The sequence below is a fragment of the Streptomyces anulatus genome, assembly GCF_014650675.1.
Classification (GTDB): Bacteria; Actinomycetota; Actinomycetes; order Streptomycetales; family Streptomycetaceae; genus Streptomyces; species Streptomyces anulatus.
Window position 1 is genome coordinate 1 of sequence record NZ_BMVK01000008.1, and the last position, 16,500, is coordinate 16,500.

A 16,500-nucleotide genomic window follows, 5' to 3' on the forward strand; every position below is an offset into this window, starting at 1 on the left:
CCGTTGTCCTGGATGGGCGCGGTCCTCAAGAGCGGGGTGTCCTGGCGGCACCTGCTGTACACGCTGCTGCACTTCCCGTGGTCCGTGTTCACGTTCGTCGTCGCCATCACGTTCTGGACGTACGGCCTGGCGGCGCTGACGTACCCGCTGTGGTTCTGGCTCTTCCCGGTGTTCGGGGGGCAGGGCGGTCTCCAGCTGTACGGGGACCGCAACCACCAGGAGTATCTGGACTCGCCCGGCGAGCTGGCGGTGACCGGGGCGGTGGGCCTGGCACTCGTGCTGGCCGCGCCGTGGATCGTGCGGGGTCTGCTCACGGTGGACCGGCTGATGGTCACCGGTCTGCTGGGCCCGTCCCGGCTGGCCACCCGGGTGTCCGAGCTGGAGTCGGACCGGGGCGTGGTCGTGGACACCGCCGCCGCCGACCTGCGCCGGATCGAGCGCGACCTGCACGACGGCGCCCAGGCCCGTCTGGTCGCCCTCGCCATGGATCTGGGCCTGGCGAAGGAGAAGCTCACCGACGACCCCGAGGCCGCCGCCCGCATGGTCGACGAGGCCCACGGCGAGGTGAAGGTGGCCCTCCAGGAGCTGCGCGACCTGGCCCGGGGGATTCACCCCGCCGTCCTCACCGACCGGGGCCTGGACGCCGCGCTCTCCGCGATAGCCTCCCGCTGCACCGTGCCCGTGACGGTCGAGGTGGACCTGGACGCGCGGCCCGCGCAGGCGATCGAGGGCATCGCGTACTTCACGGTCTCGGAGCTGCTCCAGAACATCAGCAAGCACGCCCGTGCGACCCGGGCCACGGTCGACGTGTGGCGGGCGTCCGACCGGCTGATGCTCCAGGTCACCGACAACGGCCGGGGCGGGGCGTCGCCGGCCTCGGGCGGCGGCCTGGCGGGGCTGACGGAGCGGCTGGACGCCGTGGACGGGGTCCTCCTGGTCGACTCCCCGGCCGGCGGCCCGACGACGGTCACGGCCGAGCTGCCCTGGCGCGGCTGACCCGAACACGGCGCCACCGCCTCCCCCTGTCCCCTGTCTCCTGTCTCCTGCCTCTCCCCCTGCTCCCCGTCTCCTCTCTCCTCTTCTCCCCGGCTACAGCCCCACCTCAGTCGCTCCGCGTACGTGCGCCCCTTCGCCCGGCCTCTCGGTCCGGCGGCGGGGCGTACGGCCGTGATCGTCCGGGGCGTACGGCCGTATGTGCCCGGAGCGTGCGAGGGGGCGCACTCCTGGTCCGCGTGGGTTGTCCACAGGGCCCCCATCCGTGTCCGGGTCCTGGGATGCTTGTGCGGTCGGGGCGCGATGCGCGGTGGTCGGGCGTGGTGCGTGCGGGGTCGCGGGGAACGCGGCATATTCGGAACAAGTGGGGGACTCGCAGTCGTGGAGAACGTGGAGAACAGGGTGCGCGTGGTCATCGCCGAGGATTCGGTCCTGCTCCGGGAGGGGCTCACCCGTCTGCTCACCGATCTCGGGCACGACGTGGTCGCGGGGGTCGGGGACGCGGAGGCGCTGCTCAAGACCGTGGCGGACCTCGACGCCCAGCAGGCGCTTCCCGATGTGGTGGTCGCCGATGTGCGGATGCCGCCGACGCACACCGACGAGGGCGTGCGCGCGGCGGTGCGGCTGCGGAAGGACTACCCGGACATCGGCGTGCTGGTCCTCTCCCAGTACGTGGAGGAGCAGTACGCCACCGAGCTGCTGGCGGGCAGCAGCCGCGGGGTGGGGTATCTGCTGAAGGACCGGGTGGCGGAGGTCCGCGAGTTCGTGGACGCCGTCGTCCGGGTGGCGCAGGGCGGGACGGCGCTGGACCCGGAAGTGGTGGCGCAGTTGCTGGGCCGCAGCCGCAAGCAGGACGTGCTGGCCGGGCTGACGCCGCGCGAGCGGGAGGTCCTGGGTCTGATGGCCGAGGGCCGGACGAACTCCGCCGTCGCCCGGCAGCTCGTGGTGAGTGACGGGGCGGTCGAGAAGCACGTCAGCAATATCTTCCTGAAGCTGGGGCTCTCGCCCAGCGACGGGGACCACCGGCGCGTCCTCGCCGTGCTGACCTACCTGAATTCCTAGACATCTGACACTCTGTCAGATACCGGTGCGGGCGGAGCACGGACCGCCGGCGGCCATGCGCCGGAAGTGCTCCGGGAGCGCTCCGGGGTCATAGCGCGGGTCAGGGGGTGTCCGACGGGCGCCGGACGGGCACCCCTGATCAAGGAAGGGCCGACGGAGGCCCGGGGCGGCCGAGGGGGCTTAGGACAAAAGACCCAGGAGGCGGCCACCTTCATCCCACGACCAGGGGGCTGGCAAATGGTGACAAGACATACCAAAAGGGTGTCCCAAAACAACGTCCACCATATGATCGATCCCTGGAGAGCCCCTTACGCGGACGTAGGGTGGCCTCTGGGATCGCCGGCTGGCCGGATGGTTCCGAACCGCCGCCCCAAGGGAGGTCCAGTTCAGTGACGAGCCAGGTCAGTAGCGCGGCAGAGAAGGCCGAAGAGGCCAACGACGCCGTCCTCGGGGGTCAGCGAGCCCCCCTGTCAGGTACGACGGGAACCACGGGCGGCGACGGGAAGGAAGTCCGCCGCCTGGACCGGGTGATCATCCGTTTCGCGGGCGACTCGGGTGACGGTATGCAGCTCACGGGTGACCGGTTCACCTCGGAGACCGCCTCCTTCGGCAACGATCTCTCCACGCTGCCGAACTTCCCGGCCGAGATCCGCGCCCCCGCAGGCACCCTGCCGGGGGTCTCTTCCTTCCAGTTGCACTTTGCCGATCATGACATTCTGACTCCGGGCGACGCCCCCAACGTCCTGGTCGCGATGAACCCGGCCGCGTTGAAGGCGAACATCGACGATGTGCCGCGCGGTGCGGAGATCATTGTGAACACCGACGAGTTCACGAAGCGGCCGATGGCGAAGGTGGGGTACGCGACCAGTCCGCTGGAGGACGGTTCGCTGGAGGCCTACAACGTTCATCCGGTGCCGTTGACGACGCTGACGCTGGAGGCGCTGAAGGAGTTCGGGCTGCCCCGCAAGGAGGCGGAGCGGTCGAAGAACATGTTCGCGCTGGGTCTGCTGTCGTGGATGTACCACCGGCCGACCGAGGGCACGGAGACGTTCCTGCGGCAGAAGTTCGCGAAGAAGCCGCAGATCGCCGAGGCGAACGTGGCGGCCTTCCGGGCAGGGTGGAATTTCGGTGAGACGACCGAGGACTTCGCGGTCTCCTACGAGGTCGCCCCGGCCACGCAGGCCTTCCCCACCGGCACCTACCGCAACATTTCGGGGAACCTGGCCCTGTCCTACGGGCTGATCGCGGCCGGGCAGCTGGCGGACCTGCCGTTGTATCTGGGGTCGTACCCGATCACTCCGGCGTCGGACATCCTGCACGAGCTGTCGCGGCACAAGAACTTCGGTGTGCGGACGTTCCAGGCGGAGGACGAGATCGCCGGGATCGGCGCGGCGCTGGGCGCGGCGTTCGGCGGGGCGCTGGGCGTCACGACGACATCCGGTCCGGGGGTGGCGCTGAAGTCGGAGACGATCGGGCTCGCGGTCTCCCTGGAGCTGCCGCTGCTGATCATCGACATCCAGCGGGGCGGACCGTCGACCGGGCTGCCGACCAAGACCGAGCAGGCCGATCTGCTGCAGGCGATGTTCGGCAGGAACGGTGAGGCCCCGGTTCCGATCGTGGCTCCGCAGACTCCGGCGGACTGCTTCGACGCCGCGATCGACGCGGCCCGGATCGCACTGACCTACCGCACCCCGGTCTTCCTGCTCTCCGACGGCTATCTCGCCAACGGCTCCGAGCCGTGGCGGATCCCGGAGACGGCGACCCTGCCCGACCTGAAGACCCCCTTCGCCACGGGCCCGAACCACACGCTGGCGGACGGGACGGAGGTGTTCTGGCCCTACAAGCGCGACCCGCAGACCCTGGCCCGCCCGTGGGCGGTCCCGGGGACGGCGGGCCTGGAGCACCGTATCGGCGGGATCGAGAAGCAGGACGGCACGGGCAACATCTCCTACGACCCGGCCAACCACGACTTCATGGTCCGCACCCGCCAGGCCAAGATCGACGGCATCGAGGTCCCCGACATCCAGGTCGACGACCCCGCCGGGGCCCGCACCCTGGTGCTCGGCTGGGGATCGACGTACGGGCCGATCACCGCGGCGGTGCGCCGGCTGCGGGCGGCGGGGGCGCCGATCGCCCAGGCCCACCTGCGCCACCTCAACCCCTTCCCGAAGAACCTCGGCGAGGTGCTGAAGCGCTACGACAAGGTCGTCGTCCCCGAGATGAACCTCGGCCAGCTCGCCATGCTGCTCAGGGCGAAGTATCTGGTGGACGCCCACAGCTACAACCAGGTCAACGGAATGCCGTTCAAGGCCGAGCAGCTCGCCACGGCCCTCAAGGAGGCCATCGATGCCTGACACCGACGAACTGCTCCACAACGAGCTGCTGCAACTGGTGCCCAAGGCCGAGGCGAAGCAGTCCATGAAGGACTTCAAGTCCGACCAGGAAGTGCGCTGGTGCCCCGGCTGCGGCGACTACGCCGTCCTGGCCGCCGTCCAGGGCTTCATGCCGGAGCTGGGCCTCGCGAAGGAGAACATCACCTTCGTCTCCGGCATCGGCTGCTCCTCCCGCTTCCCGTACTACATGAACACCTACGGGATGCACTCCATCCACGGCCGCGCCCCTTCCATCGCGACCGGGCTCGCCACCTCGCGGCGCGACCTGTCGGTCTGGGTCGTCACCGGCGACGGCGACGCCCTCTCCATCGGCGGCAACCACCTCATCCACGCCCTGCGCCGCAACGTCAACCTCAAGATCCTGCTCTTCAACAACCGGATCTACGGACTGACGAAAGGCCAGTACAGCCCGACCTCCGAGCTGGGCAAGATCACCAAGTCGACGCCGATGGGGTCGCTCGACGCCCCGTTCAATCCGGTGTCCCTCGCCATCGGCGCGGAGGCGACGTTCGTGGCGCGCACGGTCGACTCCGACCGCAAGCACCTCACCAGCGTGCTCCGCGCGGCCGCCGAGCACTCGGGCACGGCGCTGGTGGAGATCTACCAGAACTGCAACATCTTCAACGACGGCGCTTTCGAGGTCCTCAAGGACAAGGAGCAGGCCGCCGAGGCGGTCATCCGCCTGGAACACGGCCGGCCGATCCTCTTCGGCTCCCAGGAGCCCAAGGGCGTCGTCCGCGATCCGGCCACCGGCGATCTGAAGGTCGTGGCCGTCACGGAGGAGAACCGCTCGCAGGTCCTCGTCCACGACGCCCACGCGGAATCGCCCACGACGGCGTTCGCGCTGTCCCGGATCGCCGACGCGGACACCCTGCACCACACCCCCATCGGGGTGCTGCGCAGCGTCGAACGGCCCGTCTACGACACGCTGATGTCCGACCAGCTCGACGCCGCCGTCGAGCAGAACGGCAAGGGCGACCTCGGCTCGCTCCTCGCCGGCAACGACACCTGGACCGTCGTCGGCTGAGGCCGAGCGAGGACCGTACGCGCACCGCCCGGGGCCCGGGCCCGATCTCTCACGGAGATCAGGCCCGGGCCCCGTCGTATGCCTCGCGCGACGCCCGCACCGCGTCCACCCGGCGTTCGGTCCAACGGGCGAGCGCCCACACCTGCTCGGCGGCCTCGACGCCGAGCGGGGTGAGCGAGTAGTCCACCCTCGGCGGGATCACCGGCTTCGCGTCCCGGTGGACGAAGCCGTCGCGTTCCAGCGTCCGGAGGGTCTGGGTCAGCATCTTCTCGCTGACCCCGCCCACCGCGCGGCGCAGCTCGCTGAAGCGGTACGAACGCTCCAGCAGCGCCGCCAGTACGAGGACGCCCCAGCGGCTCGTCACATGCTCCAGGATCAGCCGGGACGGGCACATGGGCTGGTTGACGTCCCAGGCCAGGAGCGAAGACAGGGCCGAACCCGGGTCCGCGACCTCTGCGCCCTCCGCGCTCCTTGCACTCTCTGTCATGCCAGTACCTTACTTCAAAGTGGGTACTTTCTTATGGTTAGCGCTACCCGTAGGGTCGTAACCGCATCACGGAAACGGACTGAACCACCGAAATCGGAGACCCTCATGAGCATCGTTGTCACCGGAGCCACTGGCGCCCTCGGCCGCCTCGTCGTCGACGCCCTGCTGGCCACGGTCCCGGCCGGCGAGGTCGTCGCCGTCGTGCGCGACAAGGAGAAGGCCGCCGCGCTCGCCGCCCGGGGTGTGGAGCTGCGCATCGCGGACTACGACCGCCCCGAGTCCCTCGCCGGAGCCTTCCGGTCCGGCGACCGGGTGCTGTTGATCTCCGGCAGTGAGGTGGGCAAGCGAGTGGCGCAGCACACCTCGGTCATCGACGCGGCGAAGGCGGCGGGCGTCGCGCAGCTCGCGTACACCGGCGTGCTCGGCGGGCCGGACGCGGACTTCACGCTGGCCGACGAGCACAAGGCCACCGAGCAGCTGATCCTCGACTCCGGGCTGCCGTACACGTTCCTGCGCAACGGCTGGTACACCGAGAACTACACCGCCAACCTGGCCCCGGTCCTGGAGCACCGCGCGGTGCTCGCCAACGCGGGCGAGGGGCGCGTCGCCTCCGCCACCCGGGCCGACTACGCCGCCGCGGCGGCCGCCGTGCTGACCGGCGACGGCCACCTGAACACCGCCTACGAGCTGAGCGGCGACACCGCCTGGTCGCTCGCCGAGTACGCCGCGCTGCTGTCCGAGCTGACCGGCGAGGAGATCCCGTACAAGAACGTCCCGGCCGCCGCGCACCAGGAGGTCCTGGTCGGCGCGGGACTGCCCGAGGGCTTCGCCGCGATCCTCGTGGACGTGGACGAGGCGATCGGGCGGGGGCGGCTCGCGGGGACGAGCGGCGACCTCGCCCGGCTCATCGGCCGCCCGACGACGCCCCTCGCCGAGACCGTGCGCGCCGCCCTGCCCGCCGCCTGAGCCTCGACACGCCCCCTGCCCCCGTCACGCAGGACCCTGTCATGAGTGTTTCCGTGAGACGGCTATGACACGGAGCCCTTCCGGCGCTACCGTCGTGCCGTTGGCGGATCCGCCGACGCGGGCGGGCCGGGAGGGCACGTGGAGGGGAAGAACGAACAGCGGGCAGGCCTGCTGTACGGAATCGGCGCGTACGGGATGTGGGGCCTGGTCCCGCTGTTCTGGCCGCTGCTCAAGCCGTCCGGGGCGATCGAGATCCTCGCGCACCGGATGGTCTGGTCGCTCGGCGTCGTCGCCGTCGCCCTGCTCGTCGTACGCCGCTGGGCCTGGATCGGCGAACTGGTCCGCGACCGGCGCAAGCTGGGCCTGATATCGGTCGCGGCGGCGACCATCACGGTCAACTGGGGCCTCTACATCTGGGCCGTGAACAACGGCCACGTCGTCGAGGCCTCGCTCGGCTACTTCATCAATCCCCTGGTCACCATCGCCATGGGCGTCCTGCTGCTGGGCGAACGGCTGCGGCCGGTCCAGTGGGCCGCGGTCACCACGGGCCTGGTCGCCGTCCTCGTCCTGGCGATCGGGTACGGCAAGCCGCCCTGGGTCTCGCTGGTGCTGGCGTTCTCCTTCGCCACGTACGGCCTGGCGAAGAAGAAGGTGAACATGGGCGGCCTGGAGTCCCTGGCCGCCGAGACCGCCGTGCTCTTCGTGCCCGCGCTCGGCTTCCTGCTCTGGCTCGCCGCCACCGGTGAGTCGACGTTCACGGCCGGGGGCACGGGGCACGGGTTCCTGCTCGCCGCGACGGGCATCGTCACGGCGGTGCCGCTGATCTGCTTCGGTGCGGCGGCGGTCCGGGTGCCGCTGTCCACGCTGGGGCTGCTCCAGTATCTGGCCCCGGTCTTCCAGTTCGGGCTGGGCGTCCTGTACTTCGACGAGTCGATGCCGCCCGAGCGGTGGGCCGGGTTCGCCCTGGTCTGGCTGGCCCTGTCGCTGCTGACCTGGGACGCGCTGCGGACCGCCCGGCGCAACCGGGTCCTGGCGCTGAAGCTGCTGGCGACGGCGGCCGGCGCGCCCGCGTCCACGACCCCGGGCCCCACGGCCACGGACCCGACAGCCACGACGACCACGACGGCCACGCCTCAGGACCCCGCACAACAAAAGGTTACCTAGTTGCTTTTCTAACTCGGTTACGTTTTCCTGGTCCTGGAAGGACGGGAAGCGTGACCGAAGGAGAGGCATGGGCATGACCGACGTACTCATCGTGGGGGCGGGACCCACCGGGCTGGTGCTGGCCTGCGATCTGGCCCGGCGCGGCGCGGCCGTACGCGTCGTGGACCGGTCCCCCGCCCCGCCGCGCACCTCGCGCGCCAAGGGGCCCAACCCCCGGTCGCTGGAGATCCTCGACGATCTCGGAGTGGCCGAGGAGGTGCTCGCCGCCGGTTCGGACCCGCTGCCGATGCTCAAGTACCGCGACCGCCGCCCGGTCGCGGAGGCCGATCCGTGGGCGGACTCCGCACCTTCCCCGGACGCCCGCTACGGCCGGGGGTGGCTGATCGCCCAGTGGCGCCTGGAGGGGATCCTCCGGGACCGGCTGGCCGGGTACGGCGTACGCGTCGAGCCGGGCCGCGAGGTCGTGGGCCTGGCGCAGGGGCGGGACGGGGGCGACGGGGGCCATGTCGACGTCACGTACGCCGATGGCCCTGCCGGGCGGGCACGGTACGTCGTCGGCTGCGACGGCGCCCACAGCTCCGTACGGAAGCTGCTCGGGATCACGTTCGAGGGGACCACCGCCGAGGACCAGGTGATGGTCTGCGGCGATGTCGACCTGGCCGACGGCGCCCTGGACCGTACCCGCTGGCACCAGTGGTTCGACGAGGACGGCGCGGTGATGCTCTGCCCGATCCCCGGTACGCGGACGGGCTGGTGGTTCCAGGCCGGGCCGGAGCGGGACGGCCGGGGACGCCCGCTCGCGCCCACCGCCGACGGGTTCCGGCGGCTGCTCGCCCACCACACCGCTCTGCCCGGCCGGGCCCTGACGCGGGCGGAGCTGCTGTCGACGTACCGGGTCAACGTACGGATGGCGGACCGGTTCCGCGCGGGGCGGGTCCTCCTCGCGGGCGACGCGGCGCACGTGCACGCCATCGCGGGCGGCCTCGGGATGAACACCGGCATCCAGGACGCGTTCAACCTGGGCTGGAAGCTGGGCCTGGTGCTCGCCGGTCACGCGGACGCCGAGCTGCTGGACACCTATGAGGAGGAGCGGCTTCCGGTGGCCGCCCGGACCCTGGACCTCACCTCGGAGCGGCTGCGGGCCACCCTGGAGGCGATCCGCCGGCCCGGCGGCGGCCTGGACGCGGCGATCACCCCCGACACCACCGGCCTGGGCGTCGGCTACCGCTGGAGCTCCCTGGCCGCCGGGGGCCCGGCGCCGGGGGCCGAGCAGCCCGGCCCGCGCGCCGGGGACCGCGCCCCGGACGCCCCCTGCGCCGACGCCGCGACCGGGGAACGGACCCGGCTGCACCGCGTCTTCGCCGGCCCTCGCACCACGGTCCTCGGCTTCGGCCCCGGGAGCGCGGCGGTCCTGCGCGAGACGGCGGACGCGTACGGCGGCGACGCCGACGTGCGGGTCTGCCGGGTGTACGCGGCGCACGAGGACCATGCCGGGGCGGAGCCGGGAGCGGTGGTCGACGACGCGGGCCACGCGGCCGCCGCGTACGGAACGGGAGCCTCCGGTGATACGGGCGCGGGCACCGTCGTGGTCGTGCGACCCGACCACCACGTGGGCGTTCTCGCCCCGGCGGACGACGCCCGTTCCGTACGGGAGTATCTGCGCCGGCTCCACGGAACGGGCCGGTCCGCGGAACGGTCCCCCGGCATGGTGGACGCCGTGCGGTAAAGGCTGATTGAGTGCCCGGATGGGGACTGTCCTGGGGGCCATGAGGAACGTGCGGTGGCACGAGCTGCAGCACGCGTACGGCTCCGCGTCCCAGGTTCCCGGCGTGCTGTCGCGGATCGCGTGGGGGGACGCGCCGACCTCGGACGAGGCGCTGAGCGACCTGGAGCGCTGGATCAGCACCCCGCCCGTCTTCGACTCGACGGCGGCGACGGTGCCGTTCCTCTGGGAGCTGGCGGCGACGGACACGGTCAGGGACCGGGCGGGCGTCCTGGACCTGCTCGCCACGATCCTGGCGGCCGGGAACGCCGAGCACCCGGCGTGGACCCGCGCCGCGCACGACGCGGTGGCGGCGGGCCGCGCCACGGCCGCCCGGCTGGCCGCCGCGCCCGACACGCCCGAGGCCGGGGGCCTTTCCCCGGCGCGGACCGTACGCGCGGCCGCCACGCGTCTGCTGGCCGCGATCGACCGGCACGTCTGCCCCATGTGCGCTGGTCTTTCCCCGCACGCGGCCCAGGCGCACTGATCCGGCGGTGCCGACGCCGGTGATGGCACACCCCTCGATCGGACCGGCCGACGGTGCATAAAGTTGGCCCTATGTCGAAGCCTGACGAACTGCTTGTTGATATCGCTGCTCTGGTGGAGTCCGGGCACAGCAATCAGATGACTCTGACCGTGGTCGCCGGTGGTGCTGTCATCACCGGACGGCTGGCTCCCGAAGCGGTCTGGAGGCAACGAGTGTCGGAGGTCCTGGCCGACTCGGCCCGCCTGAGCGAATTCTCCGCCGTCTTCACCGCCCCACCGCCCGTGGAGAAAACGCCCACGCATCTGCACTTCCATGTGGCGCGGATTCTGCAGGGCACGGTGGGGATCCCGGAGACGGGCGGGATGTACCGCGTGGCGATCGACGACGTCAGCGCCTGGACCATGGGCGACTTCAGCTACTCCGACCGCTGAAAGCACACCGCTGCGCGCGCCGACTGACCTCGGTACGCGGCGAGGGCCCGGCCGGCGCCTGCCGGTCGGGCTCGCACTATTTTCTGGTGGCGGGCGCACGGTTGTTCTGGTGGCGGCTCACGCCTGCCCGCCGGTCAGACGGCGGCAGAGGCGCCCAGCAGAGTGGAAGCCTGTTGGAACGCGCCGACGGCGCGCTTGGCCGCGACGTCGCGCGGGAGGCCGGGGCAGGTGAAGCCGAGCCGCGTCATGGCCCGGAGGACTTCACCGGCGCTGAAGTCGCGGCGGTCCTGACGGGTGATGACCTGCCCGACCTGCTTGATCGGGTAGGTGCGACGGCCGATGATCACGGACGCGCCGATGACCTGTTCGGGCTTGACGCCCTTCATGGTTTCCAGGACGAGGTCGAACGGGAAGCGGGCGATGACACAGCGCATGGTGCCTCACAGGTGGTGGAAGGGGATGGTGCTGTGGCGGTGAGGCGGTTCAGCGGGCCGGGGCGAGGGCGGCCGGCGCGCTGCCGTGCTCGTCGATGACCAGTACGACGAGCCGCCGGTCGGCGCACGGCAGACGGCACTTCAAGAAAGGCCCTAAGGGCTGTCCCGCAATTCCCGGTGGATCAGCGCGCGGCGTCAGATGCGGTGCGTCGCAAGGCGGAGGGACGTCCGCATACTGGATGTATGCGGATGTTCCGACAACGCGGCGAGGTGCCGTAGCTGTCGTCGTGCGTCCGCCGGGAATTGCGGGACAGCCCTTAGGCTGCCGCGTCGAATGCGGACTGTTGTGCGCCCACGCGCCGTGCGGCCGAGGCGGGGCTGCGTCGGCCGCGGGAGCCCGTGCTGCGGCTGCGCTCACGCCGCGCGGCCACCGGCGCGGTGATCGTCACGGGGATGCCGGAGGGTGTCCGGGCGCCGGTGATCAGGCTGAGCGCCTCTTCCCCGGAGTGGACCGGGGTGGTCCGGGGAGCGATGCCCGCGGCAGCCATGAGTCGGGTCATGTCGCGGCGCTGGTTGGGGGTGACCAGGGTGACGACGCTGCCGGACTCGCCGGCCCGCGCGGTGCGTCCGCCGCGGTGCAGGTAGTCCTTGTGGTCGGTCGGCGGGTCGACGTTGACGACGAGGTCGAGGTTGTCGACGTGGATGCCGCGTGCCGCGACGTTCGTCGCGACGAGAACGGTGACGTGGCCGGTCTTGAACTGGGCCAGGGTCCGGGTGCGCTGCGGCTGCGACTTCCCGCCGTGCAGGGCAGCCGCCCGTACCCCGCTGTTCAGCAGGTCCTGCGTCAGCCGGTCGACGGCGTGCTTGGTGTCCAGGAACATGATCACCCTGCCTTCGCGCGCCGCGATCCGCGTCGTCGTCCGGTGCTTGTCGGCGCCCTGGACGTGCAGGACGTGGTGCTCCATCGTGGTGACCGCGCCTGCGGACGGGTCGACGGAGTGGACCACCGGGTCAGTGAGGTAGCGGCGGACCAGGAGATCGACGTTGCGGTCGAGGGTGGCGGAGAACAACATCCGCTGGCCCTCGGGGCGCACCTGGTCCAGGAGCGCGGTGACCTGGGGCATGAAGCCCATGTCGGCCATCTGGTCGGCCTCGTCCAGGACGGTGATCGCGACCTGGTTCAGGCGGCAGTCGCCCCGGTCGATGAGGTCCTTGAGGCGCCCCGGCGTCGCGACGACGACTTCGGCGCCCCGCCGCAGTGCGTTGACCTGCCTGCCGATCGGCATTCCGCCGACGACGGTGGTCAGACGCAGCCTGACCGAGCGGGCGTAGGGAGTGAGAGCGTCGGTCACCTGCTGTGCCAGCTCACGCGTCGGCACGAGGATCAGGGCCAGCGGCTGACCGGCCTCGGCTCGCTGTCCGGCGGTGCGGGCCAGCAGGGCCAGGCCGAAGGCGAGGGTCTTGCCCGAGCCGGTGCGCCCGCGTCCGAGGACGTCGCGGCCCCCGAGGGTGTTGGGCAGGGTCGCGCCCTGAATCGGGAACGGAACGCGCATGCCCTGTGCGGTGAGAGAGGCCAGCAGCCCCTCGGGCAAGTCGAGATCGGCGAACGCCTCGACGGCGGGCAGCGCGGGGGTGATGGTCTTCGGCAGGGCGAACTCGCCCGAGGCCGCGGGCCGCCGGCCGTGGCCGCCCTGACGGCTCGGCCCCCCGGAACGGCGCGGCGACGGCGAGCCGGAGCGGTTGCTCCGGTGCGCACCGGCATCGGAGCCGAAAGCAGGACTGCCCGTACGGCTGCGGGCACGTGCGGAGCGGTTGTTCGTACGTGAGGGGTTCATTCAGAACCTTCCTTGACACGGTACGCATCAAGGAATTCTCGCAGCAGAAGAACAGCGCGGGGAATCGCAAGAAACGGACCGACCGAAATGCGAAATCAGACATGACCTGCGGCGCATCGGGCGCACGTACAGGTGATGGAATGGGCGACGTCACGCGGGCAGGGAAGAACCAGGGCGTCTACGGGTACAGCTCCGAAGAGGCCCGTATTTCTGGAGAGGGATCTGCGGGCATCGCCCCCACGGGCGAAAGCCCCGGGGAATGCCCGCAGCTGGGGCCCGCACCCCGAGGGATGCGGGCCCCAGCTACGAAGTACGCGTCAGCGTCAGACCGGAACGATGTTCTCGGCCGTCGGGCCCTTCTGGCCCGCCGCGATGTCGAAGGTCACCTTCTGGCCTTCGAGCAGCTCACGGAAGCCCTGGGACGCAATGTTCGAGAAGTGGGCGAACACATCGGGGCCGCCGCCGTCCTGCTCGATGAAGCCGAAACCCTTGGCCGCGTTGAACCACTTCACAGTGCCGGACGCCATGTCATATCTCCTCTGGGGCAGTACGCCGGGACCCGCAATCCACGGATACCGGGTCGCCGCGATGATGCCCCGACCGGAGAATGACCGGAAATACAAAACGCTCCCTGCGGCTAAAGCGGCCGGAGAAAGCGTCGAAGTTTTTGGGAACCACGACTGCAACTGAGATCGACAGTAGCATGCGGTAGCGGCCCCTCGTACAGTTGAATACTCCACTCTGTTCGCTGCGTTAAACACACTGTCCGCGCGAAACATTTAATTCTCGTCCCGCGGCCATAGATAGACACCGGCCCCGCCCCGTCACGCGCGGCCCGTACGCTCATCCGGGCGGACGACACAGCAGCCCCGCCGCCTGCCCTTCCGCGAGAAGCTGTGGCACAGGTCACAGGAACGGGCGCAAGGTCGCGGAGAGATACCGGGTGTGAGGGAACCACCAGAATCGAAGACCCCGGAGAATCCCCAGGGCTCCGACGGCACCCTGGGCGCCAAGGCCCCGGAGACCGCGGAGAACGAGATGCGCCGGCGCCTGCACTCGGGAGACCGCGAAGCCTTCGCCGAGTTGTTCGAGAGCTGCGCCCATGCCGTCTACCGTCACGCGCTGCGGCTGACGGGTGACTGGTCGACTGCCGAGGACATCATGGCGGACACCTTCCTGGCCGCCTGGCAGGGCAGAGAGCGGTTGGAGGAGGGCCGGGGTTCAGCGCTGCCCTGGCTCCTCGGCATCGCCACGCACAAGTGTGAGAACACCCGGCGGGGGCTGCGGCGACGACTGGCCTTCCTGGCCCGTCAGCCACCGCCAGCGACCATGGCGGACTTCTCGGCGGAGGCAGCGTCCCGGCTGGACGACCGGAGCCGTCTGCGCGCCGTCTCGGCGGCCTTGGGTCAACTGCGGCGCCAGGAGAGGGAGGTGCTCTCCCTGTGCGTGTGGTCCGGACTGGACTACGAGCAGACCGCCGACGCGCTCGGCATCCCGGTGGGCACGGTGCGCTCCCGTCTCTCCCGCGCCCGCAGAAAACTCGCCCGGATCGCGGAACAGACAGAACGTGCGGAACGCCCGCGAAGAAACCTGGAACCCGTGGGAGTCCACGGAGAGGTAAGGAATGCAGCCGCAATCGCGGCCCAGCCCGTGCGGGAGGAAACCCCATGAACCGCGAAGACGCCGCCTCTCCTGAGAACGGGAACGACGGCGAAGCCCGGCACCTGGCCCGGCTGCTTCCCCCTCCGGTGACCGAGGACCTGCCGCCCGAGCGATTCCGTCACCAGAAGGAAGTCCTGATGAACCACATCGACGCCGACTCCCGTCGTGTCAGTCCGGCTCAACCCACCCCCCGCCCCACCAGCCGACTCCTGCGCCCCGCCCTCCTCGTCCCTGTGTCGGCGATGGCACTGGCCGGAATCCTCGCGGGCGGCCTCGCCCTCGGCACGGACGACGAGGACCGGACGGCGAGGGCGACGGCCACCCAGGGCACGGACGGCCTTCTCCACCGCCTCTCGACCGTCGCGCTCACGCGTGAGGCGCCCGTCGTGCGGGACGACCAGTTCCTCTACACCCGTTCCAAGGTTCGGGAGGCCGAGATCGGCAGCGGAAAGGCCGTACTGAGCCCGCTGACCGAGACGGAGGGCTGGGCGCCGCAGGACCCGCGCCCCCTCAAAAAGATCGGGCTGACCCGGGTCAACGGCAAGGATGAGGTCAGTAACGCCCAGCTCGGGGACGACCATGGCACCCCAGCCGGACTGTCCCGCCCCACCTACCGCTGGCTCGCCTCGCTGCCCACCGACCCGGACGAACTTCTGGCCTACCTCCGAGCTCACGTCCGGAAGGACGCCGAGCAGGAAACCGACCAGATCGTCTTCGAGCAGATCGGCGTCCTGCTCGGCGGGGTGCTGCCGCCGGAGACGGCCGCGGCCCTCTACCGTGCGGCGGCGGACATCCCGGGCGTCGAGGAGGCACCGGATGCCAAGGACGCCATAGGGCGCACGGGCCTCGGCATCGCCCGCGAGGACACCGCACACGGCAACCGCACCGAATGGGTTTTCGACAAGGACGACTACTCCTTCCTCGGTTCTCGCGTGTACCGGACGAAGGACGCCCCGTACGCGAAGGCCGGGGCCCTCCTCCACAGCACTGCCGAGATCGACCACGCCATCGTCGACAAGGCCGGACAGGTGCCGGGCAAGGCACCCGGGTCCACCGGAAAGCAGCAGGCCGGCTGATCGCTCTGCGCGTCTTCGCTGACCGATCACCTCGCAGTTCCGGGCGACAGGATGCGGACCGAGGCCGGCGGGCCGGACGGGCGGGACGCCACCTCAGCCTGCGTTCGTCGGGTTCTCCGATGCGGCTTTGCGGTATTCGGCGTTGATGCGCTGGGCTTCTTCGAGCTGGTCCTCGAGGATGACGATGCGGCAGGCGGCCTCGATGGGGGTGCCCTGGTCGACGAGCTCCCGGGCACGTGCGGCGATGCGCAGCTGGTAGCGGGAGTAGCGGCGATGCCCGCCCTCTGAACGCAGCGGGGTGATGAGGCGGGCTTCACCGATGGCTCGGAGAAAGCCCTGCGTGGTACCGAGCATCTCGGCGGCCCGGCCCATGGTGTAGGCGGGATAGTCGTCGTCATCGAGACGTCCGAACGAGTCGCCTGCTGTCATTTGCACCTCTCTGTGGAACGCGTGGAGGGGCCCGAGTGCCGTGCGGCACTCGGGCCCCGAAGGAACTGCTAACACCATCCGTCGGCCCTGGTTACTGCGCCGACCTTCTGTTTCCGCTGACCCGACCTGAAATTCGCCGGGATTGCGGGGATCGCGGTTGCTTGACCGGAGACCACCTCACTATCGATGTCCTGCGGTACCCGGGCTCACGACTCCGCCCGGGCGATCCTGATGGCGCCTCGCCCCTCCGTTCTTCCCTCTGGGATCAATCACTTACCTACTGCTGGTACTG

At 70.6% G+C, this 16,500-nt stretch carries 16 protein-coding genes; 11 read left to right on the forward strand and 5 right to left on the reverse strand.

Features of this window, described 5'->3' with window-relative positions:
• The 4 genes from IE272_RS20675 to IE272_RS20690 all read left to right on the forward strand — a co-directional run.
• Window positions 1-996, forward strand: a 996-nt coding sequence (locus tag IE272_RS20675) for a sensor histidine kinase (protein WP_190007454.1), incomplete at its 5' end; no start/stop codon positions are given.
• A 399-nt stretch (window positions 997-1,395) separates the two neighbouring features.
• Complete coding sequence (locus tag IE272_RS20680; protein ID WP_032791991.1) at window positions 1,396-2,055, forward strand: response regulator transcription factor; 660 nt, start codon at window positions 1,396-1,398, stop codon at window positions 2,053-2,055.
• A gap of 389 nt (window positions 2,056-2,444) precedes the next feature.
• The gene (locus IE272_RS20685) at window positions 2,445-4,409 is read left to right on the forward strand and encodes a 2-oxoacid:acceptor oxidoreductase subunit alpha (protein ID WP_050360991.1); all 1,965 of its coding nucleotides are present in this window, start codon (window positions 2,445-2,447) and stop codon (window positions 4,407-4,409) included.
• Window positions 4,402-5,475: a 2-oxoacid:ferredoxin oxidoreductase subunit beta gene (locus IE272_RS20690; RefSeq protein ID WP_050360992.1), complete on the forward strand. Its 1,074-nt coding sequence runs from the start codon at window positions 4,402-4,404 to the stop codon at window positions 5,473-5,475. The genes IE272_RS20685 and IE272_RS20690 overlap by 8 nt, the downstream gene beginning before the upstream one ends.
• A gap of 58 nt (window positions 5,476-5,533) precedes the next feature.
• Here the strand turns inward: IE272_RS20690 and IE272_RS20695 are convergent, their stop codons facing one another.
• On the reverse strand, window positions 5,534-5,869 hold the full coding sequence (locus tag IE272_RS20695; protein WP_190007648.1) for a winged helix-turn-helix transcriptional regulator: 336 nt from the start codon (window positions 5,867-5,869) through the stop codon (window positions 5,534-5,536).
• Window positions 5,870-6,067: 198 nt separating this feature from the next.
• Between IE272_RS20695 and IE272_RS20700 the strand changes: the two genes are divergently transcribed.
• The 5 genes from IE272_RS20700 to IE272_RS20720 all read left to right on the forward strand — a co-directional run bounded on the left by IE272_RS20700 (window position 6,068) and on the right by IE272_RS20720 (window position 10,772).
• A complete protein-coding gene (locus IE272_RS20700; RefSeq protein WP_056701230.1) occupies window positions 6,068-6,928 on the forward strand; it encodes an SDR family oxidoreductase in 861 nt (286 codons plus the stop codon).
• A 138-nt stretch (window positions 6,929-7,066) separates the two neighbouring features.
• Complete coding sequence (rarD, locus tag IE272_RS20705; RefSeq protein WP_190007457.1) at window positions 7,067-8,092, forward strand: EamA family transporter RarD; 1,026 nt, start codon at window positions 7,067-7,069, stop codon at window positions 8,090-8,092.
• A 67-nt stretch (window positions 8,093-8,159) separates the two neighbouring features.
• Window positions 8,160-9,818 carry an FAD-dependent oxidoreductase gene (locus IE272_RS20710; RefSeq protein ID WP_190007459.1) on the forward strand — a complete coding sequence of 553 codons (1,659 nt, stop codon included), beginning with the start codon at window positions 8,160-8,162 and terminating at the stop codon, window positions 9,816-9,818.
• A gap of 19 nt (window positions 9,819-9,837) precedes the next feature.
• A complete protein-coding gene (locus IE272_RS20715; protein WP_190007461.1) occupies window positions 9,838-10,341 on the forward strand; it encodes a hypothetical protein in 504 nt (167 codons plus the stop codon).
• 71 nt (window positions 10,342-10,412) lie between these two features.
• The gene (locus IE272_RS20720) at window positions 10,413-10,772 is read left to right on the forward strand and encodes a hypothetical protein (RefSeq protein ID WP_050360997.1); all 360 of its coding nucleotides are present in this window, start codon (window positions 10,413-10,415) and stop codon (window positions 10,770-10,772) included.
• 134 nt (window positions 10,773-10,906) lie between these two features.
• Here IE272_RS20720 and IE272_RS20725 read toward each other — a convergent pair whose 3' ends face one another.
• The 3 genes from IE272_RS20725 to IE272_RS20735 all read right to left on the reverse strand — a co-directional run bounded on the left by IE272_RS20725 (window position 10,907) and on the right by IE272_RS20735 (window position 13,568).
• Window positions 10,907-11,206, reverse strand: coding sequence for an SCO5918 family protein (locus IE272_RS20725; protein WP_190007463.1), 300 nt, complete (start codon window positions 11,204-11,206; stop codon window positions 10,907-10,909).
• A gap of 317 nt (window positions 11,207-11,523) precedes the next feature.
• Window positions 11,524-13,041, reverse strand: a complete 1,518-nt coding sequence (locus IE272_RS20730; RefSeq protein ID WP_098891855.1) for a DEAD/DEAH box helicase — start codon at window positions 13,039-13,041, stop codon at window positions 11,524-11,526.
• A gap of 323 nt (window positions 13,042-13,364) precedes the next feature.
• Window positions 13,365-13,568 (reverse strand): cold-shock protein, encoded by a 204-nt coding sequence (locus tag IE272_RS20735; RefSeq protein ID WP_050361000.1) that lies wholly within the window; start codon window positions 13,566-13,568, stop codon window positions 13,365-13,367.
• Between the two features lie 511 nt (window positions 13,569-14,079).
• Here IE272_RS20735 and IE272_RS20740 point away from each other — a divergent pair.
• Together IE272_RS20740 and IE272_RS20745 are read left to right on the forward strand one after the other, a co-directional pair.
• Complete coding sequence (locus IE272_RS20740; RefSeq protein WP_190007650.1) at window positions 14,080-14,712, forward strand: RNA polymerase sigma factor; 633 nt, start codon at window positions 14,080-14,082, stop codon at window positions 14,710-14,712.
• Window positions 14,709-15,779 (forward strand): CU044_5270 family protein, encoded by a 1,071-nt coding sequence (locus IE272_RS20745; protein ID WP_190007465.1) that lies wholly within the window; start codon window positions 14,709-14,711, stop codon window positions 15,777-15,779. Before IE272_RS20740 ends, IE272_RS20745 begins: the two co-directional genes overlap by 4 nt.
• Window positions 15,780-15,872: 93 nt before the next feature.
• On the opposite strand, the gene IE272_RS20750 is transcribed toward IE272_RS20745, so the two are convergent.
• Window positions 15,873-16,208, reverse strand: coding sequence for a MerR family transcriptional regulator (locus IE272_RS20750; protein WP_050361002.1), 336 nt, complete (start codon window positions 16,206-16,208; stop codon window positions 15,873-15,875).
• Between the last annotated feature and the right edge of the window lie 292 nt (window positions 16,209-16,500).

What these genes read in the sequence shown, in the direction of transcription:
- IE272_RS20750 (WP_050361002.1), bottom strand. Translation starts at nt 16,208, where the DNA reads ATGACAGCAGGCGACTCGTTCGGACGTCTCGATGACGACGACTATCCC.
- IE272_RS20715 (WP_190007461.1), top strand. Translation starts at nt 9,838, where the DNA reads ATGGGGACTGTCCTGGGGGCCATGAGGAACGTGCGGTGGCACGAGCTG.
- IE272_RS20740 (WP_190007650.1), top strand. Translation starts at nt 14,080, where the DNA reads ATGCGCCGGCGCCTGCACTCGGGAGACCGCGAAGCCTTCGCCGAGTTG.
- IE272_RS20695 (WP_190007648.1), bottom strand. Translation starts at nt 5,869, where the DNA reads ATGTGCCCGTCCCGGCTGATCCTGGAGCATGTGACGAGCCGCTGGGGC.
- IE272_RS20700 (WP_056701230.1), top strand. Translation starts at nt 6,068, where the DNA reads ATGAGCATCGTTGTCACCGGAGCCACTGGCGCCCTCGGCCGCCTCGTC.
- IE272_RS20745 (WP_190007465.1), top strand. Translation starts at nt 14,709, where the DNA reads ATGAACCGCGAAGACGCCGCCTCTCCTGAGAACGGGAACGACGGCGAA.
- IE272_RS20720 (WP_050360997.1), top strand. Translation starts at nt 10,413, where the DNA reads ATGTCGAAGCCTGACGAACTGCTTGTTGATATCGCTGCTCTGGTGGAG.
- IE272_RS20735 (WP_050361000.1), bottom strand. Translation starts at nt 13,568, where the DNA reads ATGGCGTCCGGCACTGTGAAGTGGTTCAACGCGGCCAAGGGTTTCGGC.
- IE272_RS20690 (WP_050360992.1), top strand. Translation starts at nt 4,402, where the DNA reads ATGCCTGACACCGACGAACTGCTCCACAACGAGCTGCTGCAACTGGTG.
- IE272_RS20710 (WP_190007459.1), top strand. Translation starts at nt 8,160, where the DNA reads ATGGGCATGACCGACGTACTCATCGTGGGGGCGGGACCCACCGGGCTG.
- IE272_RS20730 (WP_098891855.1), bottom strand. Translation starts at nt 13,041, where the DNA reads ATGAACCCCTCACGTACGAACAACCGCTCCGCACGTGCCCGCAGCCGT.
- IE272_RS20725 (WP_190007463.1), bottom strand. Translation starts at nt 11,206, where the DNA reads ATGCGCTGTGTCATCGCCCGCTTCCCGTTCGACCTCGTCCTGGAAACC.